General features: G+C 63.2%; 16 protein-coding genes. 9 read left to right on the forward strand and 7 right to left on the reverse strand.

Going from position 1 to position 15,781, the window contains the following annotated elements; all coding sequences use genetic code 11:
- Positions 1-139: 139 nt before the first annotated feature.
- The gene (locus E8A46_RS16445; protein WP_291562744.1) at positions 140-919 is read left to right on the forward strand and encodes a DUF2189 domain-containing protein; all 780 of its coding nucleotides are present in this window, start codon (positions 140-142) and stop codon (positions 917-919) included.
- A 113-nt stretch (positions 920-1,032) separates the two neighbouring features.
- Here the strand turns inward: E8A46_RS16445 and E8A46_RS16450 are convergent, their stop codons facing one another.
- The 4 genes from E8A46_RS16450 to E8A46_RS16465 are packed head-to-tail and all read right to left on the reverse strand — an operon-like array spanning position 1,033 to position 2,784.
- On the reverse strand, positions 1,033-1,545 hold the full coding sequence (locus E8A46_RS16450) for an SRPBCC family protein (RefSeq protein ID WP_291562747.1): 513 nt from the start codon (positions 1,543-1,545) through the stop codon (positions 1,033-1,035).
- Between the two features lie 7 nt (positions 1,546-1,552).
- On the reverse strand, positions 1,553-2,014 hold the full coding sequence (locus tag E8A46_RS16455) for an SRPBCC family protein (protein ID WP_291562752.1): 462 nt from the start codon (positions 2,012-2,014) through the stop codon (positions 1,553-1,555).
- Positions 2,007-2,477: an SRPBCC family protein gene (locus E8A46_RS16460; protein WP_291562755.1), complete on the reverse strand. Its 471-nt coding sequence runs from the start codon at positions 2,475-2,477 to the stop codon at positions 2,007-2,009. Before E8A46_RS16460 ends, E8A46_RS16455 begins: the two co-directional genes overlap by 8 nt.
- A complete protein-coding gene (locus tag E8A46_RS16465; protein ID WP_291562758.1) occupies positions 2,470-2,784 on the reverse strand; it encodes a metalloregulator ArsR/SmtB family transcription factor in 315 nt (104 codons plus the stop codon). Before E8A46_RS16465 ends, E8A46_RS16460 begins: the two co-directional genes overlap by 8 nt.
- Before the next feature lie 291 nt (positions 2,785-3,075).
- On the opposite strand from E8A46_RS16465, the gene E8A46_RS16470 reads away from it, so the two are divergent.
- The 3 genes from E8A46_RS16470 to E8A46_RS16480 all read left to right on the forward strand — a co-directional run bounded on the left by E8A46_RS16470 (position 3,076) and on the right by E8A46_RS16480 (position 5,942).
- Positions 3,076-4,533 carry a hypothetical protein gene (locus tag E8A46_RS16470; RefSeq protein ID WP_291562761.1) on the forward strand — a complete coding sequence of 486 codons (1,458 nt, stop codon included), beginning with the start codon at positions 3,076-3,078 and terminating at the stop codon, positions 4,531-4,533.
- An 8-nt stretch (positions 4,534-4,541) separates the two neighbouring features.
- Positions 4,542-5,087, forward strand: coding sequence for a hypothetical protein (locus E8A46_RS16475; RefSeq protein WP_291562762.1), 546 nt, complete (start codon positions 4,542-4,544; stop codon positions 5,085-5,087).
- Positions 5,088-5,327: 240 nt separating this feature from the next.
- On the forward strand, positions 5,328-5,942 hold the full coding sequence (locus tag E8A46_RS16480) for a LysE family translocator (protein ID WP_291562765.1): 615 nt from the start codon (positions 5,328-5,330) through the stop codon (positions 5,940-5,942).
- Between the two features lie 139 nt (positions 5,943-6,081).
- Here the strand turns inward: E8A46_RS16480 and E8A46_RS16485 are convergent, their stop codons facing one another.
- A complete protein-coding gene (locus E8A46_RS16485) occupies positions 6,082-6,912 on the reverse strand; it encodes an N-formylglutamate amidohydrolase (protein ID WP_291562768.1) in 831 nt (276 codons plus the stop codon).
- Positions 6,913-7,013: 101 nt separating this feature from the next.
- On the opposite strand from E8A46_RS16485, the gene E8A46_RS16490 reads away from it, so the two are divergent.
- The 5 genes from E8A46_RS16490 to rpoD all read left to right on the forward strand — a co-directional run bounded on the left by E8A46_RS16490 (position 7,014) and on the right by rpoD (position 14,053).
- Complete coding sequence (locus E8A46_RS16490; protein ID WP_291562770.1) at positions 7,014-7,904, forward strand: transglutaminase family protein; 891 nt, start codon at positions 7,014-7,016, stop codon at positions 7,902-7,904.
- Positions 7,905-7,906: 2 nt separating this feature from the next.
- On the forward strand, positions 7,907-8,719 hold the full coding sequence (locus E8A46_RS16495; protein ID WP_291562773.1) for a transglutaminase family protein: 813 nt from the start codon (positions 7,907-7,909) through the stop codon (positions 8,717-8,719).
- Between the two features lie 177 nt (positions 8,720-8,896).
- Complete coding sequence (locus tag E8A46_RS16500; protein WP_291562776.1) at positions 8,897-9,295, forward strand: gamma-glutamylcyclotransferase family protein; 399 nt, start codon at positions 8,897-8,899, stop codon at positions 9,293-9,295.
- 244 nt (positions 9,296-9,539) lie between these two features.
- On the forward strand, positions 9,540-11,573 hold the full coding sequence (dnaG, locus tag E8A46_RS16505) for a DNA primase (RefSeq protein WP_291562779.1): 2,034 nt from the start codon (positions 9,540-9,542) through the stop codon (positions 11,571-11,573).
- A 350-nt stretch (positions 11,574-11,923) separates the two neighbouring features.
- A complete protein-coding gene (gene rpoD / locus E8A46_RS16510; RefSeq protein ID WP_291562781.1) occupies positions 11,924-14,053 on the forward strand; it encodes an RNA polymerase sigma factor RpoD in 2,130 nt (709 codons plus the stop codon).
- A gap of 135 nt (positions 14,054-14,188) precedes the next feature.
- On the opposite strand, the gene E8A46_RS16515 is transcribed toward rpoD, so the two are convergent.
- Complete coding sequence (locus tag E8A46_RS16515; protein ID WP_291562784.1) at positions 14,189-14,554, reverse strand: hypothetical protein; 366 nt, start codon at positions 14,552-14,554, stop codon at positions 14,189-14,191.
- Positions 14,555-15,107: 553 nt separating this feature from the next.
- Positions 15,108-15,347 (reverse strand): hypothetical protein, encoded by a 240-nt coding sequence (locus E8A46_RS16520; RefSeq protein ID WP_291562786.1) that lies wholly within the window; start codon positions 15,345-15,347, stop codon positions 15,108-15,110.
- Between the last annotated feature and the right edge of the window lie 434 nt (positions 15,348-15,781).

Here is a 15,781-nt window from a genome sequence, read left to right on the forward strand (position 1 = left end):
TGACGCGCGCCCCGGAATGACGATGGCGGAGTCCCTGCTTGCGCAGGGACGACGCGAGAGTTGGCGCTGTTTTGACCCAGATCAACACGCTTTCGCCGCTGCCCTGCGTGAATGGACGCACACAATTCGGAGGGAGCCGATGACGTCCATCTCCGGCAAGGTTGATCCGGTGGTACGCCGGATCACGGCCGCCGACATCGCCGAGGCGCTGGGGCAGGGCCTGCGCGACTTCCAGGCCACCCCGCTTTACGGCCTGTTGTTCGGCGCGCTCTATGCCGGCGGCGGCATCGTCATCCAGCTTTGCCTGACCGCGTTTGGCCTGGTCTATCTGGCCTATCCGCTGGCGGCCGGCTTTGCGCTGATCGGTCCGTTTGTCGCCATCGGGCTCTACGAAGTCAGCCGGCGGCGCGAGGCCGGGCAGCCGATCTCGATGGCCGGGATCTGGTCGGCCGTGACGTCACGCAGCGAGATCGGATGGATGGCCTTTGTCACGCTGTTCGTGTTCGTGATCTGGATGTACCAGGTGCGCCTGCTGATCGCGCTGCTGATCGGGCTCAATGCCTCGTTCTCCAGCCTGCATGAATTCATCACGGTGGTGCTGACCACCAATGAGGGCTTGGTGTTTCTCGCGATCGGCAACCTCGTTGGTGCTGCGCTGTCGCTGATTCTGTTCTCGCTGACGGTGGTGTCGTTCCCGCTATTGCTCGACCGCGACGTCGATTTCGTTACCGCGATGGTCACGAGCGTACGCGCTGTGGTCATGAGCCCGGTGCCGATGATCGGATGGGCGGCGATCGTCGTCGTGCTGCTGGTCGTTTCGGCGCTGCCCTACTTCCTCGGCCTGTTGGTGACGCTGCCGGTGCTCGGCCACGCCACCTGGCATCTCTATCGCCGCATCGTGGCGCCGGTGGCGTCTTGACCGTCATTCCGGGGCGATGCGAAGCATCGAACCCGGAATCTCGAGGTGATTGGCACGAGATTCCGGGTTCGCGCTGACGCGCGCCCCGGAATGACATCGATTTGTGAGGGCTACTACGGCGTCTTGATCCCCATCTCCTTCAACGCCGCCAGCATCCGCTGCGGCGGCTGCATCTTGATGACGAGCGCTTCGCCGGTTTCCAGCAGGCTCTTGAGGCTGGAGAGGATCGCCGGCCAGCCCTGACGCCCGCCTGACAGGATATCGTCACTGAGCGGCCGGTCATGCGCCTCGGTCATGGTGAGCCGGACCGCGTCGCCGGCGGGCTCGATCTCGTAGCTCACGAGCGTCGGTCCCAGCTTCTCGATCAACTCGGGCCAGTTGACGTTGAAAGTGAAGGTGAGTTTTTTCGGCGGATCGCATTCGATCACCTCGCCGCTGATATGCAGCGCGCCATCCGGCGTGCGCACGATATACGCGCCGCCCACCCTCAGATCGATTTCGACGGCGTTGCCGAAGAAATACTTCCGGCTGAATTCGCTCATGGTCAGCGCTTGCCACACCTGCTCCGGCGTGGCGGCGATGTAGATGGTGTAGACGGTGGCGGGTTTGAAATGATCGATGTTCATCACATCCTCAGCTGTCGAGCTTCAGCGCGGCGTAGGGGATATCGAGCGGCTGTCCGGTTTCAAGGATGCTCTTGAGGCTGGACAGGATGGCGGGCCATCCCTTGGAGATGCCTTCGAAAAACTTGCTGCCCTCGGCGAAGCCTTGATGGGTCAGCGTCAGCTTGACGAGCTTGCCATACGGCTCGAGTATGAACGTCGCCAGCGCGGGGAATTCGTTTCGGTACTTGTCCGATTGATTCACGAAGGTATAGGCCAGCCGCCGCGGCGGGTCGCATTCGACGACCTTGCCGGCGTCGGAGACGGTGCCATCGCTTCGCACCATCTCGAATGAGGAGCCCACCGTCCAGTCCGACCTGAGCCGGGCGCCGAACCAGTAACGTTCGGTGAAGTTGCCATCGGTCAAGGCATGCCAGAGTTTCTCCGGCGTGGTCTCGATATAGGTGACGTAGATGAATTCGGGCTTAGGCATGGGTCTCTTCCTTCTGCGAGCTCGACTTGAGGTCGGATGGCAGCGGGCGACCGGTTTCGAGGATGCTCTTCAGGCTCGCAAGCACCATCGGCCAGCCTTCCGAAATACCGAGGAAGGTCTTGCCGCCTTCGTCGAGGTTGTCATGCCTGACAGTCAATTTGACGATATTGCCGCGCGGTTCGAGATCGAAGGTCACGCGTGAGATTCGTTCATGCTTCAACTCGTCGGAGCAGGCTTCCCAGGTATAGGCGAGCTTCCTCGGCGGATCCGATATCAAGACCTTGCCCTTGGGCGACGGCCTTTCCGGGTGGGTGAAGCGATAGGGCGATCCGACCTTCCAGTCCGAGGCGACGCGGTGGCCGAACCAGTAGCGCTCGGTGAAGTCGCCGTCGGTCAAGGCGTGCCAGAGTTTCTCCGCCGAGGTCTCGATATAGGTGGTGTAGACGAATTCCGGTTTACTCATCGCGCTTCTCCAGTTGCTTTTTCAGTTCGCTGAGCGCGGTCAACTTGCCGCGCTCGAATTTCTTGATCCATCGCTCGCCGATCTGATGGATTGGCACCGGGTTGAGGTAGTGCAGCTTCTCGCGGCCATGCCTGAAGGTGGTGACCAGGTTGGCGGCCTCGAGGATCGCAAGGTGCTTGGTCACCGCCTGCCGCGTCATGGCGAGGCCGTCGCAGAGTTCGTTCAGGGTCTGTCCGTTTTTGGCGTGAAGCCTGTCCAGCAAGGAGCGCCGCGACGCGTCAGCCAGTGCCTTGAAGACTTCATCCATGGGTTAGTGCCGCCGATTTGAAGTCCCTGCAGTGCAACCGGCAATTCGTATCAGGGACTTCAAATCGAAAAGCGGCACTAAAATCAACTCATTTTGCTAGTGCCCATGATCTTTCCGAAGTTCGCGTAGGTGGTTGCTGAGACGGATGGCGAACTTCGGAAAGTGGGCGCTAGTATAATAGGCAACCAAATGGTTGCATGTCAAGGGCGGTGTTTTCGCAAAATGCGTTTTGGCGTGCTATGTAGCGCCAGCCAACGCAGATTGGTTTCGACAGCCTGGGTGGGAAAAAACATGAACCGTTACGTCAAACCGGCAGCTTTTCTTTCGGCCTTCTTCTTCCTCGGCGGCAGCGCTTGGGCCCAGAGCCAGATTATTCAGAGTCAGGTGATCGGGGCACCGCCCGAAGCCTCCAACATGAAACTGGTCGGGTACAGCGACCTGCAGGCCCGCAGCGCCTATCAGCCGACCATCCATCATCAGGGCGACCGCTGGATCGCCTATGTCGGCCACCACGGCGGCACCGACGAGATTCCCGATCCGGTCAATCCGATGACCGGAAAGGCCGAGCCGAACGGCACCTCGATCATCGACGTCACCGATCCTGCGCATCCGAAATACCTGCGTCACATTCCCGGACAGGAAGGCAAGTACGAAGGCGGCGGCGCGCAGATGGTGCGCGTCTGCGACGGCAAGCAATTGCCGAAGGGCGATCCGAATGCGGTCTACATGCTGCGCACTTTCGGCGGCGAAGCCCATGAAATCTGGAACGTCGCCGACCCCGTCAATCCAGCGCTCATCACGCGGATCGCCGGCCTGAAGGACACCCACAAGAACTGGTGGGAATGCCAGACCGGCATCGCCTTCCTGGTGTCGGGCCTGCCCGACTGGCGTACCCGCCGCATGACCATGATCTACGATCTCAGCGATCCCGCGCATCCGGTCAAGATCAGGGATTTCGGCCTTCCCGGCCAGGAGCCCGGCGCAACCGGCGCGGTGCCGACCGAAGTGCACGGACCGATCTCGGCGGGCCCCGAGGGCAACCGCGTCTATTTCGGCTACGGCACCGACAAGGGCGGCTTCCTGCAGATCGTCGATCGCGACAAGCTGCTGAACGGGCCGAAAGAGCCGACGCCGGACAACCTTCGCTATCCGGAAATTTCCCGGATGCCGATGTCGGCCTTCAACGGCGCCCACACCACCTTTCCGATGCTGAAAATGCCGATCGCCGAATTCGCCAAGGACAAGGACGGCAAAGACCGCGACATCGTCATGATCGTCGACGAGGAGATCCTGAACGAATGCGCCGAGCCGCGGCAGATGGTCTGGTTCGCCGACGTCACGGTTGAAAATCGTCCGATGATGATTTCGAGCTACACCGCGCGGGAGGCCAGTGGCGGGTTCTGCGACCGGGGAGGGCGGTTCGGCGCGCACTCCTCCAACGAAAGCATGGCGCCGGTCTTCTACAAGAAGATGGCGTTCATTTCGTACTTCAATGCCGGGGTGCGCGCGCTCGACATCCGCGATCCCTACCACCCGACCGAGGTCGGCTATTTCATCCCCGCGATCACGGCCGCGACCGACAAACGCTGCGTCAAGATCGACGGCAAGGATCGCTGCAAGGTGGCGATCCAGACCAACAATGTCGAGACCGATGAGCGCGGCTATATCTATATCGTCGATCGCGCCAACACCGGCCTGCACATTCTGGAACTGACGGGCCCGGCGCGCGCCGTGGCCGGCCTGCCATAGGGCATGCGATGAAGATGCGTGGACTGCTGATATCAGCGTTTGCCGTGGCGATTTTCGCCGCCTCAGGCGTCGCCGGTTATCAGCATGTCCGCGCCACAGGCGCGGGCTGGCGCGAAATCGCATGGCCGTTCCCGCGCGATGGCTGGCCCGCCGGGCGCGCCTTCCGTTGCGAAACCGAAGTCTGCGGCAGCGAGGTCGAAGTCTATCTGCGGCCCGAGATCGGCTTCTGCAATTGCGACACCGGGGTGGCCGACGACGACGAAGTCGACCGCGTCGCCGATCTCGATCTGATCAGCGAGCGTTTCGTCCCGCTTCGGGAAGGTGAGGTGATCCGCGTCGCCGATATGCAGGGGCGATTGCGGACCTATGATCTGCACCTGACCGGCGGCGTGCGGCACAGCGCGATCGGCATCGCGGTATCGCGCGGCTGCGACCTCATGGTCGCGGTCGCGCAGGGAACGGGGGCTGCGCCCGACGTCCAGCGCGTGGCGCTGGATTTCCTCGCCTCGCGCGACATCACGCGCTGGATGACGAAGGCGATGGACGGGGGTTGAGGCGCGCGGTTCCTTACCTCGCCCCGCTTGCGGGGAGAGGTCGATGCACGAAGTGCATCGGGTGAGGGGTACTCTCCGCGAACCGAGCCCGAGGAGAATTCCCCTCACCCCGACCCTCTAAGAGCGAGCTTTCGCTCGTCTCGACCCCGCAAGCGGGGAGAGGGAGAAGCGCCGCGACTTCCGTTCGTCGGAGTAACCATGCATAATCGAGAACACATCTCGATTAACGCGAGTCCCGCCATGTCCCTCCAGGTCTACCTTGCTTTCGTCGCCGCCTGCATTGCGCTGGCGCTGCTGCCGGGTCCGGTCGTGACGCTGGTCATCGCCAACGGCCTGCGCCACGGCACCCGCGCGGCGCTGACCAACATCGCCGGCGTGCAGGCGGGCCTGGCGATCGTGATCGGCATTGTCGCGGTCGGGCTGACCTCGCTGATGGCCACCATGGGCTACTGGTTCGACTGGGTGCGCTTTGCCGGTGCGGCCTATCTGGTCTGGCTCGGCATCAAGCTGATCCGGGTGCCGGTCGCGGGCGTCGAGGCCGAGGCGCCGCCGCCGCCGCGCGGCGGGTTCTTCCTCCAGGGATTTCTGGTGCTGCTCTCCAACCCCAAGGTGCTGGTGTTCTTCGGCGCGTTCATCCCGCAGTTCATGGACATGAGCAGGGACCATGTCTCGCAGGTCGCGCTGCTCGGCGTCACCTTCATGGTCACCGGCGCGATCACCGACTCGATCTACGCGCTGCTCGCCGGCCGCGCGCGAAGGTTCTTCTCGGCGCGCCGCACCCGGCTGTTGTCGCGCGTCTCCGGCGGCTTCATGATCGGCGGCGGCATCTGGCTGGCGCTGACGCGGGCGCGGTGAACGCGGCCAGTCACCAACAGTAGCTGAGCGCAATTCATTCTCGATATCTGCCACGCGAACGGTGAGCTCCCTCCGCCCTTGCGGGGGGAGGGTTGGGGTGGGGGGTAAGCCACAAGCACCGGACTCGTGGCCCCCCTCCCTAACCCTCCCCCGCAAGGGGGGAGGGAACGATAAGCCCGCGCTTGCGCAGCTCCATTTCGATCTCGCCAAAAATAGTCGCCAGCCGCTCCGCCCATTGCTGCTGCCCGGTCTCGTCGGCGATCAAATCCTGCCGGATCTCGATTCCCGTGTTCATCAGGCCGCGCGCCTCGCCGTGCACGGGAATGGTGTAGTCGGTCTCGTCGCTCACCGCGTAAGGCTCGTTGTCGCCGACCACGAGGTCGCCTTGCGCGCGCAAACCCCCGAGCAGCAGCGGCGGCAGGCCGGTGTCGCGCTGGTAGAGCGTGCCGACATGCCAGGGCCGGGCGATCCCGGCATAGACCGGGGTGAAGGAGTGCAGCGCCACCAGCACCGTCGGGATGCCGTGACGAAGACGGTGGTCGATCACCTCGCGGATGCGGCGATGGTAGGGATCGAACACCTGTCGGCGCCGCGCCTCGGCGGCATCGCGGGCGAGGCCTTCATTGCCGGGAACGACGGTTGATTCGCTGATGCGCGGGATCGAGCTTGCTGCGTCGGGCGGCCGGTTGCAGTCGATCACCAGCCGCGAATAGGGCTGCGCGACCAGATGCGCATCGAGATGTTTCGACAGCGCGTTGGCGACGCCGGCAATGCCGATATCCCAGGCGATGTGCCGTGCCAGTTCGTCCTCCGGCAGGCCGAGATCGCCGAGACCGCGCGGGATGGCCCGGCCGTAATGATCCGACGTCAAGAGGAACGGCGAGGAGCCGGAGGCCGTTTGCTCCACGACCGGTGGAACATCTTCCTCGCCCAGGAGTAATGATGTGTCGCCGGCGCCGTCCAAACTCATTGTTCGTTGCCCATTTGCCTATCGAATCAGCATGCCGATTTAGAAATGTGCAGGGATCGGTATAGATTACACCCCACAAAGTCATAATTATTGCATCAACGATGCCGCTCCTGACGATTCATCACAAGACCGAATATCGCTACGCGCACCCCGTCGCGTTCGGCGAACACCGGATCATGCTGCGCCCGCGCGACACGCACGATCTGCGCGTGCTCGCCTACGACCTTGAGATCGAGCCGCAGCCGATGCAGCTTCGCTGGATTCATGACGTGTTCGGCAACAGCGTCGCGATCGCAATCTTCGACGAGCGCGCCGAAACCCTGACCTTCACCTCGACCGCCACCGTCGAGCACAATCCGGCCGAGGAGTATGCGCTGACCCCGGACGATCCGGCCTATTTCTATCCGTTCCTTTACGACGACGAGGAGTTTCCCGACCTCGTCCAGTTCATCACGCCGCAATATGGCGATCCGCAAGGCGAGCTGTCGGCGTGGGCGCGGAATTTTCTCGACGCCGAGGGACCGACGCCGACGTTCAAGATTCTCTCGGGCATGACCCATGGCATCCGCGAGGCCTTCACCTATCGCAAGCGGCATGAGCAGGGCACCCAGCATCCGCTCGATACGCTGCAGACGAGGTCCGGCACCTGCCGCGACTACGCGCTGTTCATGATCGAGGCGCTGCGGCGGCTCGGCATCGCCGCGCGCTTCGTGTCGGGCTATCTGTTCATCCCCGGCGATCGCGCCCATGGCTACAAGGGCGGCGGCTCGACCCATGCCTGGGTTCAGGTCTATCTGCCGAGCGCCGGCTGGATCGAGTTCGATCCCACCAACGGCATCGTCGGCACCCGTGACCTCGTGCGCGTCGCGGTGGCGCGCGATCCGCGCCAGGCCATCCCGCTGCACGGCTGCTATCTCGGCTCGGCCGACGCCTTTGCCGGCATGGAGGTCAGCATCAACGTCGTCTCTGCCGATCACGTGGTGGAGGCCTGATCGTGGAAATCAGGGTCGGCTTCGAGATCGCCTACGCCGCGGTGGCGCCGACGCCGATGGTGATCATGCTGTCGATCCATCCCTCGCGCCGCCATGACATCATCGGCGCCGAGACCGTCATCGCCGAGCCCGATGTGCCAATCGGATTCTACCGCGACAGTTTCGGCAATATCTGCGGGCGCCTGGGTGCCCCCGCCGGCGGCGTGACCCTGCGCGGCAGCGCGCTGGTGCGCGATTCCGGATTGCCCGACGCCGTGGCGCCCGACGCGCAGCAGCTGCCGATCGATCAGCTGCCCGACGAGGTGCTGCTGTATCTGATGGCGAGCCGCTATTGCGAGACCGACAAGCTGATCGACATCGCCTGGTCGCTGTTCGGCAATACCAGGCCGGGCTGGGAGCGGGTGGCCGCGATCTGCAGCTTCGTGCACGATCACGTCACCTTCGGCTATCAGCACGCCCACCACATGAAATCGGCGTTCGACGTCTACCAGCAGCGCACCGGCGTGTGCCGCGATTTTGCCCACCTCGCGCTGACCTTCTGCCGCTGCATGAACATTCCGGCGCGCTATTGCACCGGCTACATGGGCGATATCGGCATTCCGCCCGAGCCCGATCCGATGGATTTCTCCGGCTGGTTCGAGGCCTATCTGTCCGGCCAGTGGTACACCTTCGACGCCCGGCACAATCATCCGCGGATCGGCCGCATCCTGATGGGCACCGGCCGCGACGCCGCCGACGTGGCGCTGACCACGAGCTTCGGCCGGATGAATCTGGCGAAATTCGTGGTGATCAGCGAAGAGGTGGTGGCGGCTTAGGCTCGCTTGTCTCACGTCGTCATTGCCTGCGACAAACGCGAAGCGTTTGCGCAAGGGAGCGGAGCGACGAAGCAATCCACAGCCTCGCGTGCAGCTCTATGGATTGCTTCGCAGAGCTTGTCATCGGGCGCACGTTCGTGCGACCCGTTGGCTCGCAATGACGGTTATAGAAATTCCATGACCTCCGACCAGCTCTTCGTCTACGGCACGCTGATGCGCGGCTTCGATCATCCGATGGCGCAGCTGTTGTCGCGCAGCGCGGATTTTGTCGGCGAGGCGCGGTGCCGCGGCCGGCTCTATCTCGTCAAGCATTATCCGGGACTGGTAGCGTCGGATAATGCCGGGGATGTCGTGTCCGGCGAGCTGTTTCGCCTGCGCCAACCGGCCGAACTGCTGCGCGAGTTCGACATGTATGAAGCCTGCGGCGAAGGCTTTGCCGAGCCGACCGAGTATATCAGGCGGATGTTCCCGGTGACGACGGCCGAGGGTGCGGCGAGCGAGGCCTGGACCTATCTCTACAACTGGCCCGTCGACCACCTGCCGCGCATCGCCTCGGGGCGGTTCTTGGCGGAGTAGGGGCGGCCGACCTCTTGCACGTCATTCCGGGGCGCGTCGAAGACGCGATCCCGGAATCTCGAGATTCTCCGATGTGCAATGGCACATCGTAGTTCGATGCTTCGCATCGCCCCGGAATGACGGTGGGGAGGCGCCCCTGTGAATAGCGGCAAGAAGGCCAATAATCTTCGTATTTTGAGCCCGCCACCCTATATCCCTAGTCGGTTGGCAGCACCGCCCGACTCACCGCAAACTCGTTAGCCAAATGCGCTTTACGCCCCAATTCCTCGATGACCTGCGCGCCCGGCTTCCGGTTTCGGAAGTCGTGGGCCGGCGCGTGAAGTTGAAGCGGGCGGGGCGGGAGTGGAAGGGGCTGTCGCCGTTTCAACAGGAAAAGTCGCCGTCGTTCACCGTCAACGACCAGAAGGGGTTTTACCACGACTTCTCCTCCGGCAAGCACGGCGACATCATCTCCTTCCTGATGGAGACCGAAGGCGTCGGCTTCACCGAAGCCGTCGAACGTCTGGCTGCGATGGCCGGGGTGCCGCTGCCGGCGGTGACGCCCGATGCCGCGCGCCACGAGCAGCGCCGCAAGACGCTGTACGATGTGATGGAACTCGCGGCCAAATTTTTTGCCGATACGCTCGCCGCGCGCAACGGCGCCAAGGCGCGCGGCTATCTCGCCGACCGCGCCATTTCGCCCAACACCCAATTGCAGTTCCGGATCGGCTACGCGCCGGGCGAACGTTTTGCGCTGAAGGAATATCTCGGCGCGCAGGGCATTCCGGTCGAGGACATGGTGGAAGCCGGCCTCTTGATCGGCGGCGACGATATCCCGGTGCCCTATGACCGGTTCCGTGACCGCGTGATGTTTCCGATCACCGACGTGCGCGGCCGGGTGATCGCATTCGGCGGCCGCGCGCTGGAGAAGGATCAGCCGGCGAAATACCTGAACTCGCCGGAAACCCCGCTGTTTCACAAGGGCGACAATCTCTACAACCTCGCGCCGGCCAGGCTCGCCACCCATAACGGCAGCCCGCTGGTGGTGGTGGAAGGCTATGTCGACGTCATCGCCATGGTCGGCGCCGGCTTTCCCGGCAGCGTCGCGCCGCTCGGCACCGCGCTGACCGAAAACCAGCTGGCGCTGTTGTGGAAGATGGCGGACGAGCCGATCCTGTGTTTCGACGGCGACAAGGCCGGGCAGAAGGCGGCGTGGCGTGCCGCCGATCTGGCGCTGCCGCATCTGTTGCCGGGAAAAAGTCTTCGCTTCGCGCTGCTGCCGGAGGGGCAGGACCCCGACGATCTCGCGCGCTCGGGCGGGCGGGCGGCGATCGAGGAGGTGATCGGCGCCGCGCGCGGCCTTGCCGAAGTGATCTGGTCGCGCGAAATCGAAGGCGGCAGCTTCGCCACCCCCGAACGGCGCGCGGCGCTGGAAAAGCGGATCGGCGAAATCACAAGCAGCATCCGCGACGAAGTGGTGCGGCGTTATTACCGTCAGGATCTCGGCGAACGTCTGCAGCGGGCTTTTGCGCCGGAAGGCGGCCGCGGCGGCTACGCCAGGGGCGGCTTTCGCGGCGGGCCTGCCGGCAATTACGGCGCCGAATCAGGCCGCCGCTCCGGCGCCCGGGTCCCGTTTACCCCGGGCGCGGCGGGCCGATTCGCTTTCCCCGGCGGCCGGGCGCAGGCCTCCGCCGGCAGCCAGACCATCAACCGCGGGCCCTATCAGGCGGCGAGCTCGCAGCTCGCGACCAGCCCGATCATGCGCGGCCAGCGCAGCGCGATGTCGCGCCGGGAGGCGCTGATCCTGCAATCCCTGATCAATCACCCCTGGCTGCTGCACGACCATCTCGAGGAGGTCGCCGCACTGGAGTTGGCCCACCCCGAAGCGCACAAATTGCGCGCCGGCATCATCGCGGCCTTCGCCAACGACCATCACCACTCGCCGGAGCCCTCGGAACAAACCGAGAAGATGCGCGCCGACCTCGCCGCGGGTGGATTTTCGCAAGCACTTCAAAGGGTTGAAGGAGCGATCACGACCTCGGCGGTGTGGGGCGCGCAACCGGCTGCGGCGCGGGAGGACGTTCTTTCCACCTGGCACCAGCTCGTCTCCTTGCATCGCCAATGGCACTCATTACTTAGGGAATTGAAGGATGCCGAACTCGCCTTGGGTGAGGAGGCGAGTGAGGCAAATCTGGCGTGGCTGCGGGACGTCAAGGCCCGGATGGCGGAAGTGGACGGCACCGAGGCCCTGATCGAGGGGTTCGGCGAATCGTCGGGCCGGTTCCAGCGCACCGTCTGATTAAAAAATGATGCGGACGGCACGGTCCGGAACCGCGAAAAGACTCGCCAAATCCATGGTTTGGCGGCAAAAACAGAGTTAATCGAAGCTTAATGGCTTTGGAGCATTTTCCGGCGAAGTGGAGGCCGGTTCGCCGTTAGAAAATGCGTCAGAAATAAACTGGCGCGTATTCTGATCGCAAAACCGGAAGGCCACTTTTGCGGAATACGCGCCGGGCTAAGAGTTCGAAATCGGTGAGCGCAATTTTGGGGTGGCGAGGTTGTGCGCCGCCTTTTCCGCGTCGTAAGGCATCTAGTGATTCAGGCGGGCGCGGCGACGCATCCTGATTGAAGCGCGTTTGGGAGCAATGAATGGCCAGCAAGGCAAAGACGCTGCAGGTTAAGGACAAGGAAAAAGACGACAAGGCAGCCGACGCTCCTGAGAAGGATTCCGCCGAAGCGCCGTCGCCGTTGCTCGATCTGTCGGATGCCGCCGTCAAGAAGATGATCAAGCAGGCCAAGAAGCGCGGCTTCGTGACCTTCGATCAGCTCAACGAAGTGCTGCCGTCCGACACCACCTCGCCGGAGCAGATCGAGGACATCATGTCGATGCTCTCGGACATGGGCATCAACGTCTCCGAGGCCGAGGACGCCGACTCCGAGGAAGAGAACAAGGAAGAGGCCGAGGACGAGACCGACAACGAACTGGTCGAAGTCACCCAGAAGGCCGTCACCGAAGTCAAGAAGTCCGAGCCCGGCGAGCGCACCGACGATCCCGTCCGCATGTATCTGCGCGAGATGGGCACGGTGGAGCTTTTGTCGCGCGAGGGCGAAATCGCCATTGCGAAACGCATCGAGGCCGGCCGCGAGGCGATGATCGCTGGCTTGTGCGAAAGCCCGCTGACCTTCCAGGCCATCATCATCTGGCGCGACGAGCTCAACGAGGGAAAGATCTTCCTTCGCGACATCATCGATCTCGAAGCGACCTATGCCGGCCCCGACGCCAAGAACAACATGAACCCGCTGCTCGCAGCCCCGGTCGGCCCCGACGGCCAGCCGGTCGCTGCGGCCGACGGCAATGGCGCGGCGGTACCGGCCGCGGCCGCACCGCCCGCGGCGCCCCCGGCGCCGACCCCGTTCCGTGCCGCCGCGGCGCCAGCCGCCGCCGCCGAGGGTGAAAGCACCTCGGAGGCGTCAGCCGATTCCGACATGGACGACGACGAGTTCGAAAACCAGATGTCGCTGGCCGCCATCGAGGCCGAGCTGAAGCCGAAGGTGGTCGAAACCTTCGATAAAATTGCGGACAACTACAAGAAGCTGCGCCGCCTGCAGGAGCAGGACATCTCCAACCAGCTGCAGAACGAGACGCTGTCGCCGGCGCAGGAGCGCAAATACAAGAAGCTGAAGGACGAAATCATCGTCGAGGTGAAGTCGCTGCGGCTCAACCAGGCCCGCATCGACTCACTCGTCGAGCAGCTCTACGACATCAACAAGAAGCTGGTGTCGTTCGAGGGCCGGCTGCTTCGGCTCGGCGACAGCCACGGCGTCGCGCGCGAAGACTTTCTGAAGAACTACCAGGGTTCGGAACTTGATCCGCGCTGGCTCAACCGCGTCTCGAAATTGTCGGCCAAGGGCTGGAAGAATTTCGTCCATCACGAAAAGGACCGCATCAAGGAGCTGCGCGGCGAGATCCAGCAGCTCGCCGCCCTGACCGGGCTCGAGATCGGCGAATTCCGCAAGATCGTGCACGGCGTGCAGAAGGGCGAGCGCGAGGCGCGCCAGGCCAAGAAGGAAATGGTCGAGGCCAATCTTCGTCTGGTGATCTCGATCGCCAAGAAATACACCAACCGCGGCTTGCAATTCCTCGATCTGATCCAGGAAGGCAATATCGGCCTGATGAAGGCGGTCGACAAATTCGAATACCGCCGCGGCTATAAGTTCTCGACCTATGCGACCTGGTGGATCCGGCAGGCGATCACTCGAAGCATTGCCGATCAGGCCCGCACCATCCGCATCCCCGTGCACATGATCGAGACCATCAACAAGATCGTGCGCACCTCGCGCCAGATGCTGAACGAAATCGGCCGCGAGCCTACTCCCGAAGAACTCGCCGAAAAGCTCGGCATGCCCTTGGAGAAGGTGCGCAAGGTTCTGAAGATCGCCAAGGAGCCGCTGTCGCTGGAAACCCCGGTCGGCGACGAGGAAGATTCGCATCTCGGCGATTTCATCGAGGACAAGAACGCGATCCTCCCGATCGACGCCGCGATCCAGTCCAACCTGCGCGAAACCACCACGCGGGTGCTGGCCTCGCTGACCCCGCGCGAGGAGCGCGTGCTGCGCATGCGCTTTGGCATCGGCATGAACACCGACCACACGCTGGAAGAAGTCGGCCAGCAGTTCTCGGTGACGCGCGAACGTATTCGTCAGATCGAGGCGAAGGCGCTGAGGAAGCTGAAGCATCCGTCGCGAAGCAGGAAGCTGCGGAGCTTTTTGGATAACTAGAATTCAGATCGTCATGCCCGGGCGAAAGCGCGAAGCGCGTCTTGGCGCAAGATGACCCGGGCATCCATCGAAACAAAGCGGCGGGCGAAAGCCCGCCGTTTTTTTCTCGATCAAGATTCGGCGCCTGGGGTCGCGCTAGGATCGCGAACGTGTCTGCCGCAAGGCTTGCCCAATCTCCTGCGCCATCAACCGCCTTCCGCCGCGCGGCTCATCGTCCTCCCCCTCCCGCCGCCCCATCGCCATGATCGCGGTGCCCATCGCGGTTGAGCCGAAGGTGACGATGAAGCCGAACAGCAGAAGCCCGAGTGCGGTGGCGGGCGAGCGGTCGGCGAAGATCAGGTGGCGCAGGCCGCCGGGATTGAGCCACAGCAGGCCGCCGACCAGGAACACTGCCAGCATGGTGCCGATCGCGAGGTTGATCGCGAGCAGGCGAAACAGCGGCGTTCGCCACAGCGAAAGCCGGCGGGATGATGGGTGGCTGTCGCGTATCTCGTTCGGCATCGCGGCTCGCTTGTCGTGCGCCCACATCTAGGATCGCGCCGTGATCGTTCAAGCTGACAACGACGCGCAGTTTCTTGGCGAAATGCAAGCCCATCGTATTCGGCGTCATTCCGGGATGGTGCGCAGCACCAGACCTCAGATGCGCAATTGCGCATCGGGGAATCTCGAGATTCTCCGATGTGCAATTGCACATCGTAGTTCGATGCTTTGCATCGCCCCGGAATGACGGTCTTAGAGGCCTTGTTTTGCTGGCTGCATTTTCGGTCAGACTCTCGGGATGAGGTCTCGAACCAAGAGGCCGAGGTCAGGATTCCACCGAAGCGGATCATGCGCCAGGGCGCGCGTAGCCAAAGACATCCCGTACTACTACCGTTGTTCCCAGGAGCTTGCTTTGGGTCAATGTGGCCAGCGATTCGCCGGACTAGGGTTTTTCCAGCAACCACCGAGCGGTCAGAGGGTGCTGTTCCGGTTCTTGCTGGGGCCCGGGGCGATATTCTCCGGGTCCCACCTTGGGCTTCCCGCGTCGGGATCGGGTGCGCGCCGGGGTTGATCGTCAATAGTCGCCGGGCACGTGTCCAAATCGCCGAAGGATATGCCTGTCGTCGAATTTGCCGATCTCGAAATCGCTGGTGCGGCTGAAGGCGATGGCACCGGCATGGCCAAAGATTTTCCAGAGTCCTTGCGCGCGCTCGATCGCGGCGTCCGGGCTCGCACATCTGACGGGTTCACCCGCGACGAGGTCGGTGCCGACGTAATCGAACGGCATCACCACGAACTGGGTGATCTCGGCCATGGTCCGCCTCCTCCCTCACGCGTCACAGCATTCTCAGTGCTTTTTTTTAAGATTATTGGAAGCTGCGGACTCTCACTTTGAGGGAAATCAATTACGAAACCGAGCCCATGATGGTTCGGTCACCTCGCCGCGCCTGCGGGGAGAGGTCGATCACGAAGTGATCGGGTGAGGGGGACTATCCGCGAGTCCGGCTTTGACGTGAGTCCCCCTCACCCCGACCCTCTAAGAGCGAGCTTCGCTCGTCTCGACCCCGCAAGCGGGGAGAGGGAGCAAGCACCCCAACCTAAATTCATCCCGGCTTTAGTATCGCACCGCGGTCGTTCAAGCTGGTCGCGCTCAAGGATGACGGCGCTTTAGACGGCGGCCTTTGGCGGCCTGCGCCTCTCCCACAAGGGGAGAGTTGAACTGAGCCTGCGGAGATCGTCTGGACTCGC

It is taken from the genome of Bradyrhizobium sp., assembly GCF_004799445.1.
Taxonomy (GTDB): Bacteria; Pseudomonadota; Alphaproteobacteria; order Rhizobiales; family Xanthobacteraceae; genus Bradyrhizobium.